The sequence below is a fragment of the Mycobacterium sp. genome (assembly GCF_035314905.1).
In the GTDB taxonomy this organism is placed as follows: Bacteria; Actinomycetota; Actinomycetes; order Mycobacteriales; family Mycobacteriaceae; genus Mycobacterium.
Map to the genome: position 1 here is coordinate 21,435 of NZ_DATFYW010000160.1, position 16,824 is coordinate 38,258.

Here is a 16,824-nt window from a genome sequence, read left to right on the forward strand (position 1 = left end):
ACAACCTCATGCCGTCAGAACGTGCGCGGCCTCCATCAGCATCCAGCCCGACAGCTGCACCGACAAATCGCGCTCCGGCACCGCGGACGCCGACACCGCGCCCTCGACGAACTGCCCGACGGCGCTGCCGGCTGTGGGGACCTGCGCGGCCCTGGCCCAGTCCGCGCCGAACAGCGGCAGCCCGTCGACGGCCTGCCGGAAGTCCCACGCCGACTGCGCGGAGGTGAGCACCAGCTCCCGGGCGGTGTCGCGGGCCGTCTTGTCGTCCGGCGCATCGCCGGGCAGGGTGGTGGCGACCAATGCCAGGTAGCGGGCGGTGATGCCGCCGAACAGTCCGCCGTCACCCCCACCGGTGCCTTTGAGCACGCCGCCCGGGGCCATGTGGTCGCGGACCGCGGCGACCAGCCGATGCACCCGCGGGGCGTGACGTTCGTCGTGGGTACGTGCGGCCAGTTCGGTTTCCAGCCCCAGCACCACACCCTGGCAGTAGGTGTATTGCGCCCGCACCATCGAACCCTCCTTGATCCCGTCGAACACCAGGTGGGTATCGGGGTCGATCAGCGTCGCGTCGATCCAGTCGGCCATCAGCTGGGCTTGGCGCAGTTCGCCGTTGCGCGCCAGAAAGATTCCCGCGGGCCCGTTGGCAGGGGCGTTGAAGAACCGGTCCTGCTTGCGCCACGGAATGCCGCCGCCGTGCTCAGGCATCCAGGCGTTGGTGAACTGCTTGGTCAGCTTGCGCAGCGCACCGGCGCGCTCGACCCCGGCGAGCCTGCCGGATCGCTCGATCGCCAGTGCCAGCCACGCCATGTCGTCGTAGTAGTCGTTGATCCAGCGGCCGGTGTTGCGCAGCCAGTGCCCGTGCAGTTGTCGCTTGATCCGCTTGCGCCGATGCGGCTGCGGGTCGCGCTCCTGCGCGTCGACCAGGCAGTCCAGCAGGTGGGCCTGCCACCAGTAGTTCCAGCTGTCGAACAGCCGCTCATTTCGGTTCGGCGGCCATCCGCACACGCCGAGCTGCGTGGCAGGCAGATACCACAATGGCGTGAGATGTCGTGTTTCGATCGCGGCCTCTGCGCTGGCGGCCCGATTCGCCCATTGCTGCTCCATGCCTGAATCCTGCCCTACCATGCCCGTGTCAGATCGGCCCATTGACGGATCCAGGTGTGCATCGCAATGCCGGCCGCCACCGCGGCGTTGATGCTGCGGGTGGAGCCGAACTGCGCGATCGACACCGTGACCTCGGCTCCCGCGCGTGCCTCCGCGGTGATGCCGGGCCCCTCCTGCCCGAACACCATCAGACAATCTCGCGGCAGGGTGGTCTGCTCCAGCCGCACACTGCCTGCCACGTTGTCGACCGCGACGACGACCAGGCCCGCGCGCTGTGCGAACTCCAACAGCTCGGCCGTCGTGTCGTGGTGGCGGAGCCGCTGGTAGCGGTCGGTGACCATCGCACCGCGCCGGTTCCATCGCCGCCGGCCGACGATGTGCACGGTGTCGACCGCGAACGCGTTCGCCGTGCGGACCACGGCGCCGATGTTCGCGTCGTTACCGAAGTTTTCGATCGCGATGTGCAGCGGATGCCTGCGCGTGTCGATGTCGGCGATGACAGCGTCGCGCGTCCAGTAGCGGTAGGCGTCGACGACGTTGCGGGTGTCCCCGTCGCGCAGTAGCGCAGGGTCGTAGCGCGGGTCGGCGGGCAGTGTGCCGGGCCACGGCCCCACACCGGGCGTGCCGGTGTCCCATTCGGTCGGGCCTGGCTCCGGAGCCGCTGGGCCGGCGACATTGGGCTCCGGAGCCGCTGGGCTAGGCACTGCTCGTCCAGACCGCGGCGTGCGTACCCACCACCGACAATGTCGCGTAGAGCACGGCCTCGTTGATCTCGCCTTGCGTGCACACCGAGGCGTTGACGTGGACCGCGTCGAGTTGGGCGTAGGGCAGGATCAGCACCGAGGACCCGTAGGCGTTGCACTCGGCGGTGAGCCCCGGCGGCGGCAGCGTCGGCGAGACGACGAGCATCATCGGCCCCCCGCGCTTGGCGGAGTCGTCGCGGTACTGCGCGGCCGGCGCTGATACGTCGACGCCGAGCAGCATGGAGCCGTTGCCGGTGAACGCCGTGGGGTCGTTGAGCGACTGCTGCGTCAGTTGCACGCCGTCGGCGCGGAACGCGTCGACGCTGCTCGTGCTGATGGTCAGCCCGGTGTCGCTGGTCTTGGTCGGCGGCAGCCCGACCGGGAACGCGGCGGGGTAGGCGGCGGCGGTGCCGGGGATGCGCTCGCGCGGGGAGTAGACGTACACGCCGCGCACGGCGGCCTGGTCCTGCAGCGGGCCGATGCACACCGTGCCACTGAGCCGCTCCGGTGACGGGGAGGCCAACGGACGGATCGCCAGCGTGGTCACGCCGCGGCAGCTGCCGAGGCCGGTGGCCTCGATCGGGTGTGCCGGCGTGCCGTACAACCCGAACCGGATGTCCTGCGCATTGGCGTGAGGTTTGCCGGGATCTGTCGGGGCAGCGTCGATATCGACCATCACCTGGCCGGAATCCCGGCGCAGGTTGGTCAGCGACATGTTCCAGCCGAGCACCGTCTGCGATTCACCGACCTTCGCGGTCATCGCCGCGTACGGCGACGGGGTGGCGTCGTGTTGCGAGCATGCCGCGCTTCCCGCGACCACGGCGACCGACAGGATCGCGACCAGCGTGCGCAAGACTTAATGCGCCATCCGTTTGTTGATCAATCGGCTCAGCCAGGCCGGGCTGAGCTGTGAAAGGTAGTAGACGGTCTTGGTCTGAGAGCCGACCGGAAAGTGCACCTTCGGCGTCGGCGAGCGCCGGTGCAGCGCGTCCCAGGCCGCGCCGGCCACTTCGTCCGGCGTCAGGTGCACACCCAACGACCTCGTTGTGCCGGTGTCCACACCGGCGATCATGCCGGTGTCGACGAACAGCGGCCACAGCGCCATCACCGCGATGTCGTGGGGTCGCCATTCCAGCTCGAGCGCCTCGGTGAGACCGCGGACAGCGAACTTCGACGCGCTGTAGGAGGCCAGTTCGGGCTGACCGTAGATCGCCGACGCCGAGCACATGTTGAGCACCCGCGCCCGGGCGGTGTCCCGAAGGTACGGGAACGCCGCGTGACAGCCGTAGATGACACCGGTGACATCGATGTCGACGATCCGCTTGTGCCGGGCCGCCGGGATGTCGGCGAACTGGCCCGCCGCCAGCACCCCGGCGTTGTTGACCAAGATGTCGAGCCGACCGCCGCCGGCTTCGACGAACGCCCGCAGCGTCGATTGCCACGCGTCGTAGTCGGTGACATCCATCGGCGACGTCCATACCGACCAGTTCTTTTGCACCGCTTCGGCTTTCAGTGCGGCAAGGCTCACCTCGTCGACGTCGACGGCACCGACGGTGTATCCCGCGCAGGCGAACCGGCGCACCACGGCCAGCCCGATCCCGCGGGCCGCGCCGGTGACAAAAACGGATTCGGTCATGGCAGCCCCAGGTCGGAAAGGCCCAGCGCGCTGCGGTAGGGCAGTCCTTCGGCCTCGATCGTCTCGGCGGCGCCGGTGGCGCGGTCCACCACGGTGGCGACCCCGACGACCTCCGCGCCCGCGGCGCGTGCCGCGCGCACGGCCGTCAGCGCGGAGTTGCCGGTGGTGCTGGTGTCCTCGACGACCAAGACCTTGCGGCCGGCGACGTCCGTGCCTTCGATAATCCGTTGCAGCCCGTGCGTTTTCACAGACTTGCGCACGATGAACGCGTCGATCGGGCGCCCGGGGGCGTGCATGATCGCGGCCGCGACGGGGTCGGCGCCCAGCGTCAGCCCACCGACGGCGGCGTAGTCCCAGTCCGCTGTCAGCTCACGCATCAGCCTCCCGATCAACGCCGCCGCGCGGTGGTGCAACGTGGCCCGCCGCAAGTCGACGTAATAGTCGGCCTCCTTGCCGGAGGACAGCGTCACCCGGCCGTGCACCACCGACAACCGTCGAACCAGCTCGGCCAGCTCGTCACGGTCCGTCTTCGCCAGCTCAGGTGCGGCCACGACCCTGCCCGAACGTCCTCGTCATCAGGCTCATCAGCGGGCGTGGCGCCAGCCGCAACGCGGCGGTCATCGCCTTGTACTGCCGCCCGGGAATGATCACCACGGTGCCGTTCGCGACGCCCGTCAGGCGTTCCCGCACGACGTCGTCGACCTCGAGCCACATGAACCTCGGCATCGACTTCATCTCGATCCCGGCGCGCTCGTGGAACTCGGTGTGCACGTAGCCCGGGCACAGCACGTGCACGGTGACGCCGGTGCCGGCCAGGCCCTCGGAGAACGACACGACCCGGGCCTTCGACGCCGACTATGTCGAGCCCCGGCCCGACAGCAGGCCGGCGACGCTGGCGACGTTGATAACCCCGTGCCCGCCCCGGATTCGAGCATCGGCGGCAACGCGGCCCGGGTCAGCTGCATCACCGCGGTGACGTTGACGTCGAGCTGCGCCTGCAGCATCGCCGGGTCGGTGGTCCAGAACTCGCCCGATGTGCCGAAGCCGGCGTTGTTCACCAGCACACGCAGCCCGGCGCAGAGCCGGTCGGCGGCCTTCGCGCGTCCGTCGGCGTCGGCCAGGTCGGCGATCAGCACCTCGCTGGAAACGCCGTGCTTGTCGTGCAGTTCGGCGGCCAGCTGGTCGAGGCGTGCCGCGTCGCGCGCGACCAGGACAAGGTCGTAGCCGTCGGCGGTGTAGCGCCGGGCGAAGCCCGCCGCGATGCCCGATGTGGGCCCGGTGATCGGCGCGACGGGGCGTGGCACGGCTACGGATGGTAGCTGCGGGGACCGGGGCGCCCTGCCCGGGTCTGCTGGGGCCGACGGATCGGTTCAGGGCGCGGCTGCTCCCCACGGCCCGGCTCGGGAATGCGGTGGGTGGCGTCCGAACGCGCGGGCGGCAACTCCGCCGGCGGGGCCAGCGGCCGGCCCGGTGAGCCGTTGCGGCGGGACGCTGGCTGGCTGATGGCCTTGGGCACCGGGGGCAGCACGCGCAGCAGGTCGTTGAACTGCCGCACCGCGCGCAGGCCCTCGTCCCACTCGGCCCGGGTGCTGGTGATCGGCATGCTGACCAACGTCCAGTTCTGCTCGTTCCACATGATTTCCGCGCAGTCGGGCGCGGTGTGGGCGAACGTCACCATGCGCCGGTCGCAGGCACGCCGCGCTGCATCGAGGTTTGTGGAGTACACCATCCGCGGCCCGATGGCGCCGAGCAGCCACATGTCGTTTTCCCGCGGCTCCTTGAGTCCCTTGAGCCGCAGGTCCATCACGACGTTGGTGCCGACCTTGCGGTGCAGCGCGATGACCGTGGCGACGTCTTCGAGGTCGAAGATGTAGACCGCCTCGCCGCGGATCTGGCCGAGGACGACGTTCTGGGCGGTGACGTCGCCGACGGTCGACATCACGCCGCGTTTCCAGCGGCTGACGACCTCCGCCGATTCCGGCTCGTAGTCGAAGCCGTGTGAGCGGGCCCAGGACTTACGACGCCGGCCCCGCCCGCGTCGACGATCGATGTCGACGTACAGCAGAACCGCCGCGCTGACGAAGCACAGCGCGGACAGCGTGAACCAGAACGGGACCATTAGATGTAGCCTATCTGCTGCTTCGAGCCAACCCCGAACTCAAGCAGGTCACAACCCCGTATCGCCGCCGATTACACCCGAATGTCAGCCCAGGACGAGCGAGTCGCCGTCCGCGCTGACGTTGACCGGGACCGTGTCGCCGTCGTTCACCTCGCCGGCCAGCAGCATCTTGGCCAGCTGGTCGCCGATGGCCTGCTGGACAAGCCGCCGCAAGGGCCGGGCGCCGTACACGGGGTCGAACCCGCGCTGGGCCAGCCACTGCTTGGCCGGCGGCGACACCTCGAGCTGCAGTCGCCGCTGGGAGAGCCGCTTCTGCAGCTGCGCCAGCTGGATGTCGACGATCTGCACCAGCTCTTCGGGGTTGAGGCCGTCGAAGATCAGCACGTCGTCGAGGCGGTTGATGAACTCGGGCTTGAACGTCGCGCGCACCGCGGCCATCACCTGCTCCTCGCTGCCGCCCGACCCGAGGTTGGACGTCAGGATCAGGATGGTGTTGCGGAAGTCGACCGTGCGGCCCTGCCCATCGGTGAGCCTGCCCTCGTCGAGCACCTGCAGCAGCACGTCGAACACGTCCGGGTGAGCCTTTTCGACCTCGTCGAACAGCACCACCGTGTACGGCCGCCGCCGCACCGCCTCGGTCAGCTGACCGCCCTGGTCGTAGCCGACGTAGCCGGGAGGCGCGCCGACGAGGCGAGCCACCGAGTGCTTCTCGCCGTACTCGCTCATGTCGATGCGGACCATCGCGCGCTCGTCGTCGAAGAGGAAATCGGCCAAAGCCTTGGCCAGCTCGGTCTTGCCGACGCCGGTCGGGCCCAGGAACAGGAACGATCCGGTCGGCCGGTTCGGGTCGGCCACTCCGGCCCGGCTGCGGCGCACCGCGTCGGACACGGCGTGGACGGCCTTCCTCTGGCCGACGACGCGCTTGCCCAGCTCGTCTTCCATGCGCAGCAGCTTCGCCGTCTCGCCCTCCAGCAGCCGCCCGGCCGGGATGCCGGTCCACGCCGACACCACGTCGGCGATGTCGTCGGGGCCGACCTCTTCCTTCAGCATGACGGCTTCGCGGGCCTGGGCCTGGGGCAGCGCGGCCTCGAGCTTCTTCTCGACCTCCGGGATGCGCCCGTAGCGCAGCTCGGCGGCCTTGGCCAGGTCGGCATCGCGTTCGGCCCGTTCTGCCTCGCCGCGCAGCGTCTCGAGCTGCTCTTTGAGTTCGCGGACAGCGTCGATCGCGTTTTTCTCGTTCTGCCAGCGGGTGGTCAGCTCGGCCAGCTTCTCCTTCTGGTCGGCCAGCTCGGCACGCAACTTCTCGAGCCGCTCCCTGGAGGCCTCGTCCTCCTCCTTCTCCAGCGCCATCTCCTCGATCTCGAGGCGCCGCACCAGGCGCTCGACCTCGTCGACCTCGACGGGCCGCGAGTCGATCTCCATGCGCAGCCGGGCCGCGGCCTCGTCGACCAGGTCGATGGCCTTGTCCGGCAGGAAACGCGAGGTGATGTAGCGGTCGGACAGGGTCGCCGCGGCGACCAGCGCCGAGTCGGTGATCCGCACGCCGTGGTGCACCTCGTAGCGTTCCTTCAGGCCGCGCAGGATGCCGACGGTGTCTTCCACCGACGGCTCACCGACGAACACCTGCTGGAACCGCCGCTCCAGCGCGGCGTCCTTTTCGATGTGCTTGCGGTATTCGTCGAGCGTGGTCGCGCCGACCAGCCGGAGCTCGCCGCGGGCCAGCATCGGCTTGATCATGTTGCCGGCGTCCATCGCGCCCTCGCCGGTCGCACCGGCGCCGACGATCGTGTGCAGCTCGTCGATGAATGTGATGATCTGGCCTGCTGAGTTCTTGATGTCGTCTAAGACGGCCTTCAGCCGCTCCTCGAACTCGCCGCGATACTTCGAGCCTGCGACCATCGAACCCAGGTCCAGCGCGACGATGGTCTTGTCGCGCAGGCTTTCGGGCACGTCACCGTCGACGATGCGCTGGGCGAGGCCCTCGACGATCGCGGTCTTGCCGACGCCGGGCTCACCGATCAGCACCGGGTTGTTCTTGGTGCGACGGGACAGCACCTGGATGACGCGGCGAATCTCGTTGTCACGCCCGATGACTGGGTCGAGCTTGCCTTCGCGCGCGGCGGCGGTGAGGTCGGTGGAGTATTTCTCCAGCGCTTGATAGGTGCTCTCCGGATCGGCGCTGGTGACGCGTGCGCTGCCACGCACCTTGACGAACGCGTCGCGCAGCGCCTGCGGTGACGCGCCGTGGCCGGTGAGCAGCTTGGCGACTTCGGAGTCGCCGGTGGCCAGGCCGACCATGAGGTGCTCGGTCGAGACGTACTCGTCGTCCATCTCGGTGGCCAGCTGCTGGGCGGCGGTGAGCGCGGCCAGCGATTCGCGCGACAACTGGGGCTGCGAACTGGCGCCGGTGGTCTGCGGCAGCCGGTCGAGCAGGCGTTGATCCTCGGTCCGGATCGTGGCCGGGTCGACGCCGACGGCCTCGAGCAGCGGCGCGGCAATGCCGTCGTTCTGTGTCAGCAGCGCCATCAGCAGGTGGGCGGGCCGGATTTCGGGATTGCCCTCGGCGCTGGCCGCCTGCAACGCCGAGGTCAGCGCCGCCTGGGTCTTCGTGGTCGGGTTGAACGAGTCCACGACACCTCCGATTCTCTAGGTGAAAGTGCTTGTTGCCTTCTCCAACGCAGCAAAGGTTGAGTCTGTTCCGCTCAACTTTATCCAATTTTCCTCGCGGTAGCTAGAGCCTTTTGACCCCGCGACGCTGCGCTCAGCGACGCGACACGCCGGGCATTGCGTCACCAGATTCAAACTCGGCGTCGCCGGCGCGCCGCTGTTACGTTCTGTGCAATGTCGGGCAGTTGGGGTTCCGTCCTGATCGAGCTCATACCGCTCGGGCTGGTGATTTCGCTGTCGCCGCTGTCGATCATTCCCGCCATCCTCGTACTGCACTCGCCGCACGCCCGGCGCGCCGGGCTGATGTACCTGGTCGGATGGCTGCTGGCCATCGCCGTGCTCACGGCCATCTTCGCTGAAGTCTCCGGCCTGATCGGCGGATTTCACAATCCCCCTAAGTGGGCGTCCTGGGTCCGCATCCTGGTGGGCGCGGCGCTGATCGTCTTCGGCGTCTTGCGGTGGCTCAATCGGCACAAGTCGGCGCATTCACCGGCGTGGATGCGCAAGATCAGCGACACCACGCCCGCCAGGGCAGGTGCCACCGCGGCCGTGCTTGCCGTCGCCAATCCGAAGGTGTTGTTCATCTGTGTCGCAGCGGGTTTGGCGATCGGGACCGAGGGACTCGGCACCGTCCGAACCTGGCTGGCGCTGTTGTGGTTCGTCCTGGTCGCCGGGTCGTCGGTCGCGCTGCCGATCCTGGCCTACGCCGTCTCCGGCGACCGCCTCGATGACCCGCTTTCCAGGCTCAGGGACTGGATGGAGAAGCAGCACGCCGTGCTGGTCGCGGCCATCCTGATCGTGATCGGCCTACTTCTGCTCTACAAGGGGATCCACGCGCTGTAGCGACCTGCCGCGTTCTCCGACGGTGCCGGCGCCGGACCCGCAACAGGGGTGTTGACCTGCTGGGCGGTGGCTGGGACCGCGCTGATCGTGAGCGCCGCGCTGCGCCGCAGCCCGGCCTAAGATCAGCGGGCGTGGGACTGGAGGATCGCAGCGGACTGCGCAAGCTGCTCGCCGCCCTGGATCCGCGGCTGGGCGGCGACGAACTGATCCGCCGCTTCTACACCCACTGGTTTGCGATCGACCCCTCCGTCCGAGACCTGTTCCCGCCGGACATGAGCGGGCAGCGGGCCGCGTTCGGCCATGCGATGACGTGGGTGCTGAACGAGCTGATCGCCCAGCGCGCCGAGGAGCCGGTGTCGTTCCTCGCGCAGCTCGGCCGCGACCACCGCAAATACGGTGTCGTGCAACGGCATTACCAGACGATGCACGACGCGCTGTACAACACGTTGCGCAGCGGGCTGATCGACGAGTGGGATCCGGCGCTCGAGCAGACCGTCCGCGAAGCGTTGGCGTTGATCATCGGGGTGATGAAGGGAGCCGCCGACATCGACGCCGGGCCGGCATGGTGGGACGGCAGCGTCGTCGAGCACCGGCGAGTCTCTCGCGACCTGGCCGTGGTGCGGCTACAGCTCGACCGCCCGATGGACTACTTCCCCGGCCAGTACGTCAACGTGGAGGTTCCACAGTGCCCGCGCCGCTGGCGCTACCTGAGCCCGGCCGTGCCCGCCGACCCGGGCGGGACGATCGAGTTCCATGTTCGCTCGGTGCTCGGCGGCATGGTCAGCACGGCGATCGTCAATGAGACGCGGCCGGGGCATCGGTGGCGGCTGTCGAGCCCCCTCGGGGCGATGGAGATCGACCGCGACGGCGGAGACGTGCTGATGGTGGCGGGCAGCACCGGGCTGGCGCCGCTACGCGCCCTGATCATGGACCTCACGCGCTACGGTCATAACCCGCGCGTGCACCTGTTCTTCGGCGCGCGCTACCCGTGCGAGCTGTACGACCTGCGCACACTGTGGCACATCGCCGCGCACAGCCCGTGGCTGGTGGTGTCGCCGGTCTCGGAGTACAACCAGGACCCCCCGTGGGCGGCGCGGTACCCCGACGTGCAGCCACCCAGGGGGCTGAACGTGCGTCAGACCGGACGGCTGCCCGAGGTCGTGACGAAGTACGGCGCCTGGGGCGACAGACAGATACTGATCTGCGGCGGACCGCACATGGTTGCTGCGACCAAAGCTGCCCTCATCGCCAAAGGGGCTCCACCCGAACGCATTCACCACGATCCGATCGCATAAGGACAATTGGCGGCCGCTTTTGATGACCTTCGTCCCTATTAACGCCGGTCGGATCGATCAACCATGGGGGCGACCCCTCAACCGAAAGGGATGGCGATGGCGCCCGCTGGCGAGCTGAAAATGACCCGACAGGAGCTCGACGCGGTCGCCTGGAGGTTCCTCAGATCGGAATTCACGGGGCCCGTTTACTCGGACTGGCCGATTGACCGACGCATCGAGGCGTATCTGTTCCACCACGGGATGATGGAAATCGTCAACGACGGGACCGTCTACGCCGCACTGCTGGATCGGATCATGGCCAACATCGGCCCGGCGTTGCGTCGCGGGATCCTTGTGCAGCCGCACCTGTAGCGGCGCCTGCGACGCGGCTCATTACGGCAACGGCTTGAACTTCACCCGTGCTGTCATGGCACGATCAACGTCATGCCTCAAGTGCCCGCCGTGACGTTGACCGATCCGTCGTCGAAGCTGACCGCCCAATTCGTCCCTGCCGCTGGGATGATCGGAACCTCCCTGTCCGACGACGGCGTGGAGCTCCTCGGCCAGCGCCGCGGCCTGCATGCGTACGTGACGACCGGCAAGACCATGGGCATCCCGATCCTCTACCCGTGGGCAAACCGGCTCAGTGCGAACAACTATGCCGTCGACGGCGGGATCGTCACATTGGTGTCGGGTGTCGGCGGTGTCCGCACCGACGAACACGGCGTGCCTATTCACGGTGTGCTCGCCGCATATCCCGGCTGGCGGACCACCGGGCAAACCGAGAACCGATTGACCGCCGAACTCGACTTCGGCGCCACGCCGCGGTTGCTCGCCTGCTTCCCGTTCCCGCACAAGCTGACGCTGGAGATGACGCTATCCGATCGTGCGCTGACCGTGAAGACCACCGTGCGCCCGACCACCGCCGCGCCCGTGCCCCTGTGCTTCGGCTTTCACCCCTACTTTCAGATCCCGGAGGTGCCCCGCGCACAGTGGCAGATCGAAACCCCCGCCATGCGCCACCTTCTCGTCGACGCGTGGGGGTTGCCCACCGGCGCGTCACAGCCGCACCCGGCCGGTGCAGAGCTGTTGCGGGACAAGGAGTTCGACAACGGATACGACGAGGTCCCGCAGGGTGCGGTGTTCGCGGTGTCCGGCGGCGGCCGTCGCATCGAGGTGGTCTTCGACGAGGGTTTCCCGGCGGCGCAGATCTTCGCGCCGACCACCGACGACGTGGTGTGTTTCGAGCCGATGGCAGCGCCGACCGACGCGCTGCGCCGCGGCAACTTCAGGGTGGCCACCCAGAACGAGCCGGCGACCGCGGCGTTCACGGTCAGGGTGATCAACGAGTAAGGCCTATTCGCACTTCTCGTACTGGTCGATCAGCTGCTGCTCGGCGGGGGTGGGCTGGTAGGCACGCTGTGTGCACCCACCGATCGTGATGGCCACCGGCCCGACGGCACGACCCTGGCTGTCCAGGCGTCGTTCCATTTGGTCACTGGCGGTGTAGAGGATCGGCGGGCGCAGCGTCGCGACGATCGGCAAGTGCGCGCGTGCGAGCCGGATCGCGACGTCGGGATCGGCCGACTGCGGTCCCTCGGAAACCCACAGCGGCGGCCCGTTACCCGAACTGTCGATCGACATCACGTCGATATGCGGGATGAACTGGTCGCCGTTGAGCCTGTTCCACGCGTCGATTTCCGCCTGGTTCGGCAGGCGTCCGGACGTTTCGATGCCCCCGCCGAGGCTCTTGCCCGCGATGACCTTCCACTCGCCAGTGCTCAGCTCACCGAACTTGCCGCCCAGCGTGGCGAATGTCGAGGCAACGTCGGTGTAGTCGGCGTCGATCGGAATGGTGATCGTGCCGCTGGCCGGATGATTGGCTGACGAGTCCTTTCCGGCCACGATCGTGGGCCGGAAGAACAGAGTCGCGTCGGGGAATGCGTGCAGCATGTCGACCCAGCTGTGGGCCTGCCGCGTGATCTGGTCGGCGTTGGTGATGTCATGGGCGCCGGTGTCGATCGTGAAGTAGTCAAAGCCCCGCCTGGCCCGGAAGTTGCCTTTGTAGGGGCTGTAGTCGACCGCCTGAAGGTTGTCGAGATATTTGCCGGTGATAGCGGCGAGCTGATCGCCGCTGATGTCGTCGGCCAGCTGGATGTCGACATTGAAGTAGACCTGGCCTTGGTCCGGGTCGTTGACCAGCTTGTCGGTCGCCGCAACGACCCCCGGCATGTGTTGCAGCTGTTGCGTCAGCTGGTCCAGTTGTGGCTGGCGTTCCGGGGGCTTGTTGGGGTTGGCGTCGGTGTGGGAACAGGCCGCCGCGACGGCCACCAGCAACACGGCAAGCCATACCGCGCCCCGGTGCATACACCCCCCGGCCACGGTGGTCGCTGACACCCTGCTATTTGACCACTACCGCCCCTTGCGGGGCTGCCAGACTACGAGTGCGGTGCTCTTTGGCACCACCGCGACGTCGCGGCGCTGGTTGGCACGTAGATCCTCGATCTCCTCGGCCATTTCCTGCAGCCGTGACTGCAGGGCGTCCACCTGGTTCGTCAGCTCGATGATCCGCTTGATGCCGGCCAGGTTGACACCCTCGTCCTGCGACAGCCGTTGCACCTCGCGGAGCAGCTCGACGTCGCGTTCGGAGTAGCGGCGACCGCCGCCGGTGCTTCGCCGCGGTCTGACCAGCCCCAGCCGGTCGTAGGTGCGCAGCGTCTGAGCGTGCATGCCGGCGAGCTGAGCGGCCACGGAGATGAGAAACGTGCGGGATTCGTCGGACCTGCTCATCGCGAGCCCGCCCATCCGGCCCGCGGGTCGAACCCGCTGGCCCGCTCGGCGGCGGCGTACTTCTCCAGCGCTTCGAGGGCCGCGCCTTCCAGGTTCGGCGGAACCGCGACCTTCACGGTGACCAGCAGGTCGCCGTGACCGCCGTCGCGCTTCGGTACCCCGCGACCGCGCACCCTCAGGATGCGCCCGTCGGCGGTGCCCTTGGGCACCCGGACCCCGACCTTGCCCTCCAGCGTCGGCACCGAAAGCGTTGTACCCAAGGCCAATTCGTGGAAGCTGACTGGCACGTTCACGGTCAGGTCGTCGCCGTCGCGGCCGAACACCTTGTCGGGACGCACATGAACGGTGACGTAGAGGTCGCCGGAGGGCGCACCCCGCAGCCCGGCCTCACCCTGGCCGGGAAGCCTGATGCGCTGGCCGTCCTCCACGCCTGGCGGGATCCGGACGTTGATCGTGCGGGTGCGGGTGGTGACGCCGGTGCCTTTGCACTCGCTGCACGGGTGCTCGATGATCGAGCCGGTCCCGCGGCAGTCGGTGCACGGTTCGGAGAACCCGAAGGCGCCCTGATTGCGGTTGATCACCCCGGAGCCGTTGCAGGTGGGGCAGACCTTCGGGCTGGTGCCCGGGCGCGCACCGCTGCCGTGACAGTTCGTGCACGGCGCGGGGCTGGTGAGCCGCAACGGCATCGCGACACCCTTGGTGGCTTCCAGGAAGTCCAGCTCGGTCTCGGTTTCCAGGTCGTTACCGCGACGCGGACGACTTGGCCGCGGCGAGGCGCCCCGGCCGAACAACCCGCCGAACAGGTCGCCGATGTTGGCGCCGCCCGTCTGCCCCGCGGCATCGAACAAATCGTTGAGGTTGAACTCGGTGGCGTCGCCCGCGCCACCGAATCCGCCGAAATTGCTTGCGCTGAAGCGACGTCCGAAGCCGCCCTCGGAGAACAGCCGGCGCGTCTCGTCGTACTCCTTGCGCTTGGCGGGATCCGACAGCACGTTGTGCGCTTCCGACACGGCCTTGAACCGCTCCTCGGCCCGCGGATCGTCCGGGTTGGCGTCGGGGTGCAATTCGCGGGCGAGCTTGCGATAGGCCCGCTTGATGTCTTCCTGACTGGCGTCAGAGGGGATGCCCAGCTCCTTGTAGAAGTCCTTCTCAACCCATTCGCGTTGAGCCACTGAGCGTCACCTCCTTACCCTGTGTCATTGTCGGTCTCGTCCGGTGGTTCCGGCCGCGATCAGCCGGCCGGCGATTCTGATTCTGCGGTGTCGGCCTGGGCGGCGGCGCCGATATCGGATGTCTCCGATGCTTCCTCGGCGGGGCCGCCGTCGACCGTGTCGACGACACCGACCAGCGCGTGGCGAATCACGCGGTCACCAAGTTGGTAGCCGCGCCGCAGGACCGAACCGATCACCGGCTTGGTGCCGTCACCCTCGTGCTGCACGGCTTCGTGGCGCTCGGGATCGAACTCGTCGCCCTCGTCGCCGAACGCCGACAGCCCGAGCCCCTCGAGCACGCTCGACAACTTGTCGGCGAGACCGCGCAGCGGCCCGGACTCCAGGTCACCGTGGCTGCGCGCGCGATCGAGATCGTCGAGCACCGGCAGCAACTGGGCGACCACGGCGGCCTTGGCCCTCTCGGCCGCGGCCTGCTCCTGGCGAACGGAGCGCTTCCGGTAGTTGTCGTACTCGGCCTTCACGCGTTGCAGGGTGGCCTTCAACTCGGCGGCGTCATCGGACGGTGCGGGCTCCTGCGGTGCGGCCCCGCTGGGGGCCGCACCGCCAGGAGCCTCGCGCACCTCTCCGGTCTCAGGATCGATGCGCCGCTTGTCGGTGACGGTCACCGGTTCGTGCGCTTCATCCGTGGGACGGGTCACTGGTTCTCCCGGTTGTCGTCGACCACTTCGGCATCCACCACGTCGTCTTCACTACCGCCGGATCCGCCGCCGCCTCCGGCCTGCGCCGCCTGCGTGGCCTCGTAGATGGCCTGCCCCAGTGCCTGCGACTCCTGGCCGAGCTTCTCCATCGCCGACTTGATCGCGTTGATGTCGGTGCCTTGCAGCGCCGTCTTGGCGTCGGCCACCGCGGCGTCGACCTTGTTCAGCGTTTCCTCGGGCACCTTCGAGGCGCCCTCGCCCTCGCGCTGTTCCTGGACGAACTTCTCGGTCTGGTAGACCAGCGTCTCGGCCTGGTTGCGAACGTCGGCCTCCTCGCGCCGCTTGCGGTCCTCTTCGGCGTGCGCCTCGGCGTCCTTGACCATCCGGTCGATCTCCTCCTTGGACAGGGCGGAGCCTTCCTGGATGCGGATGGTGTTCTCCTTGCCGGTGCCCTTGTCCTTGGCGGTGACGTGCACGATGCCGTTGGCGTCGATGTCGAAGGTGACCTCGATCTGCGGCACGCCGCGCGGGGCCGGCGGGATGCCGGTCAGCTCGAAGCTGCCGAGCAGCTTGTTGTGCGCGGCGATCTCGCGCTCACCCTGGTAGACCTGGATCTGCACCGACGGCTGGTTGTCGTCGGCCGTGGTGAACGTCTCTGACCGCTTGGTGGGGATCGTGGTGTTGCGCTCGATCAGCTTGGTCATCACGCCGCCCTTGGTTTCGATGCCCAGCGACAGCGGGGTGACGTCAAGCAGCAGAACGTCTTTCACCTCACCCTTGAGCACACCGGCCTGCAACGCGGCGCCCACGGCGACAACCTCGTCCGGGTTGACGCCCTTGTTGGGCTCCTTGCCGCCGGTCAGCTCGCGGACGAGTTCGGTCACCGCGGGCATCCGGGTGGAGCCACCGACAAGCACCACCTGGTGGATGTCGGACACCGAGATGCCGGTGTCGGCGATCACCGACTGGAACGGCTTGCGGGTGCGGTCCAGCAGGTCCTGCGTGATCCGCTGGAACTCGGCGCGCGTCAGCTGCTCGTCGAGGAACAGCGGGTTCTTGTCCGCGTCGACGGTGATGTAGGGCAGGTTGATCGAGGTGCTCTGGCTCGAGGACAGCTCGATCTTGGCCTTTTCGGCCGCCTCACGCAGCCGCTGCATCGCCATCTTGTCCTTGGTGAGGTCGATGCCGGTCTGGCTCTTGAACTTGTCGACCAGCCAGTCGACGATGCGCTGGTCCCAGTCGTCGCCGCCGAGGTGGTTGTCACCCGAGGTCGCGCGGACCTCGACGACACCCTCGCCGATCTCGAGCAGCGAGACGTCGAACGTGCCGCCACCGAGGTCGAACACGAGGATCGTCTGCTCCCTGTCGGCCTTGTCGAGCCCGTAGGCCAGCGCCGCGGCGGTGGGCTCGTTGATGATGCGAAGCACGTTGAGCCCGGCGATCTGGCCGGCCTCCTTGGTGGCTTGGCGCTGGGCGTCGTTGAAGTAGGCGGGGACCGTGATCACCGCGTCGGTGATGTCCTCACCGAGGTAGCTCTCGGCGTCGCGCTTCAGCTTCATCAAGATGCGCGCGCTGATCTCCTGCGCGGTGTACTTCTTGCCGTCGATCTCGATCGACCAGTCGGTGCCCATGTGCCGCTTGACGGACCTGACGGTGCGGTCGACGTTGGTCACCGCTTGGTTCTTGGCGGGCTGGCCCACCAGCACCTCGCCGTTGCGCGCGAACGCGACGACGGATGGCGTGGTGCGCGAGCCCTCGGAGTTGGCGACGACGACGGG

Annotated in this window: 16 protein-coding genes and 1 pseudogene; 4 read left to right on the forward strand and 13 right to left on the reverse strand. The window is 68.2% G+C overall.

Going from position 1 to position 16,824, the window contains the following annotated elements; all coding sequences use genetic code 11:
• Positions 1–6: 6 nt before the first annotated feature.
• The 8 genes and pseudogenes from VKG81_RS13865 to clpB form a co-directional block, all read right to left on the reverse strand.
• Positions 7–1,104, reverse strand: a complete 1,098-nt coding sequence (locus tag VKG81_RS13865; protein WP_324396816.1) for a glycoside hydrolase family 76 protein — start codon at positions 1,102–1,104, stop codon at positions 7–9.
• A 14-nt stretch (positions 1,105–1,118) separates the two neighbouring features.
• Positions 1,119–1,808, reverse strand: coding sequence for an RNA methyltransferase (locus VKG81_RS13870; RefSeq protein WP_324396818.1), 690 nt, complete (start codon positions 1,806–1,808; stop codon positions 1,119–1,121).
• A complete protein-coding gene (locus tag VKG81_RS13875) occupies positions 1,801–2,700 on the reverse strand; it encodes a hypothetical protein (protein WP_414685272.1) in 900 nt (299 codons plus the stop codon). Before VKG81_RS13875 ends, VKG81_RS13870 begins: the two co-directional genes overlap by 8 nt.
• A gap of 3 nt (positions 2,701–2,703) precedes the next feature.
• Entirely contained in the window at positions 2,704–3,483 is a 780-nt protein-coding gene (locus VKG81_RS13880; protein WP_324396820.1) for an SDR family oxidoreductase, read from the reverse strand.
• A complete protein-coding gene (gene pyrE / locus VKG81_RS13885) occupies positions 3,480–4,019 on the reverse strand; it encodes an orotate phosphoribosyltransferase (RefSeq protein ID WP_324396845.1) in 540 nt (179 codons plus the stop codon). The genes VKG81_RS13880 and pyrE overlap by 4 nt, the downstream gene beginning before the upstream one ends.
• A 1-nt stretch (position 4,020) precedes the next feature.
• A pseudogene (locus VKG81_RS13890) lies at positions 4,021–4,787 on the reverse strand (SDR family NAD(P)-dependent oxidoreductase).
• Positions 4,788–4,789: 2 nt separating this feature from the next.
• The gene (gene ttfA, locus VKG81_RS13895; RefSeq protein WP_324396822.1) at positions 4,790–5,602 is read right to left on the reverse strand and encodes a trehalose monomycolate transport factor TtfA; all 813 of its coding nucleotides are present in this window, start codon (positions 5,600–5,602) and stop codon (positions 4,790–4,792) included.
• Positions 5,603–5,686: 84 nt separating this feature from the next.
• Complete coding sequence (gene clpB / locus VKG81_RS13900) at positions 5,687–8,233, reverse strand: ATP-dependent chaperone ClpB (protein WP_324396824.1); 2,547 nt, start codon at positions 8,231–8,233, stop codon at positions 5,687–5,689.
• A gap of 210 nt (positions 8,234–8,443) precedes the next feature.
• Here clpB and VKG81_RS13905 point away from each other — a divergent pair, with 210 nt between their 5' ends.
• From VKG81_RS13905 to VKG81_RS13920, 4 genes are all read left to right on the forward strand, one after another.
• Positions 8,444–9,112 carry a GAP family protein gene (locus tag VKG81_RS13905; RefSeq protein WP_324396825.1) on the forward strand — a complete coding sequence of 223 codons (669 nt, stop codon included), beginning with the start codon at positions 8,444–8,446 and terminating at the stop codon, positions 9,110–9,112.
• 131 nt (positions 9,113–9,243) lie between these two features.
• On the forward strand, positions 9,244–10,407 hold the full coding sequence (locus VKG81_RS13910) for an FAD-binding oxidoreductase (RefSeq protein ID WP_324396827.1): 1,164 nt from the start codon (positions 9,244–9,246) through the stop codon (positions 10,405–10,407).
• 120 nt (positions 10,408–10,527) lie between these two features.
• On the forward strand, positions 10,528–10,758 hold the full coding sequence (locus tag VKG81_RS13915; protein ID WP_324396828.1) for a hypothetical protein: 231 nt from the start codon (positions 10,528–10,530) through the stop codon (positions 10,756–10,758).
• A gap of 72 nt (positions 10,759–10,830) precedes the next feature.
• The gene (locus VKG81_RS13920) at positions 10,831–11,739 is read left to right on the forward strand and encodes an aldose 1-epimerase (RefSeq protein ID WP_324396830.1); all 909 of its coding nucleotides are present in this window, start codon (positions 10,831–10,833) and stop codon (positions 11,737–11,739) included.
• 3 nt (positions 11,740–11,742) lie between these two features.
• Here VKG81_RS13920 and VKG81_RS13925 read toward each other — a convergent pair whose 3' ends face one another.
• The 5 genes from VKG81_RS13925 to dnaK all read right to left on the reverse strand — a co-directional run.
• A complete protein-coding gene (locus tag VKG81_RS13925) occupies positions 11,743–12,783 on the reverse strand; it encodes a hypothetical protein (protein WP_324396832.1) in 1,041 nt (346 codons plus the stop codon).
• A 15-nt stretch (positions 12,784–12,798) separates the two neighbouring features.
• On the reverse strand, positions 12,799–13,176 hold the full coding sequence (locus tag VKG81_RS13930) for a heat shock protein transcriptional repressor HspR (protein WP_414685273.1): 378 nt from the start codon (positions 13,174–13,176) through the stop codon (positions 12,799–12,801).
• On the reverse strand, positions 13,173–14,348 hold the full coding sequence (dnaJ, locus tag VKG81_RS13935; RefSeq protein ID WP_324396835.1) for a molecular chaperone DnaJ: 1,176 nt from the start codon (positions 14,346–14,348) through the stop codon (positions 13,173–13,175). Before dnaJ ends, VKG81_RS13930 begins: the two co-directional genes overlap by 4 nt.
• 59 nt (positions 14,349–14,407) lie before the next feature.
• Positions 14,408–15,046 (reverse strand): nucleotide exchange factor GrpE, encoded by a 639-nt coding sequence (gene grpE / locus VKG81_RS13940; RefSeq protein WP_324396837.1) that lies wholly within the window; start codon positions 15,044–15,046, stop codon positions 14,408–14,410.
• The coding region (gene dnaK, locus VKG81_RS13945) for a molecular chaperone DnaK (RefSeq protein WP_324396839.1) at positions 15,043–16,824 on the reverse strand (1,782 nt) is incomplete at its 5' end. The genes grpE and dnaK, both read right to left, overlap by 4 nt.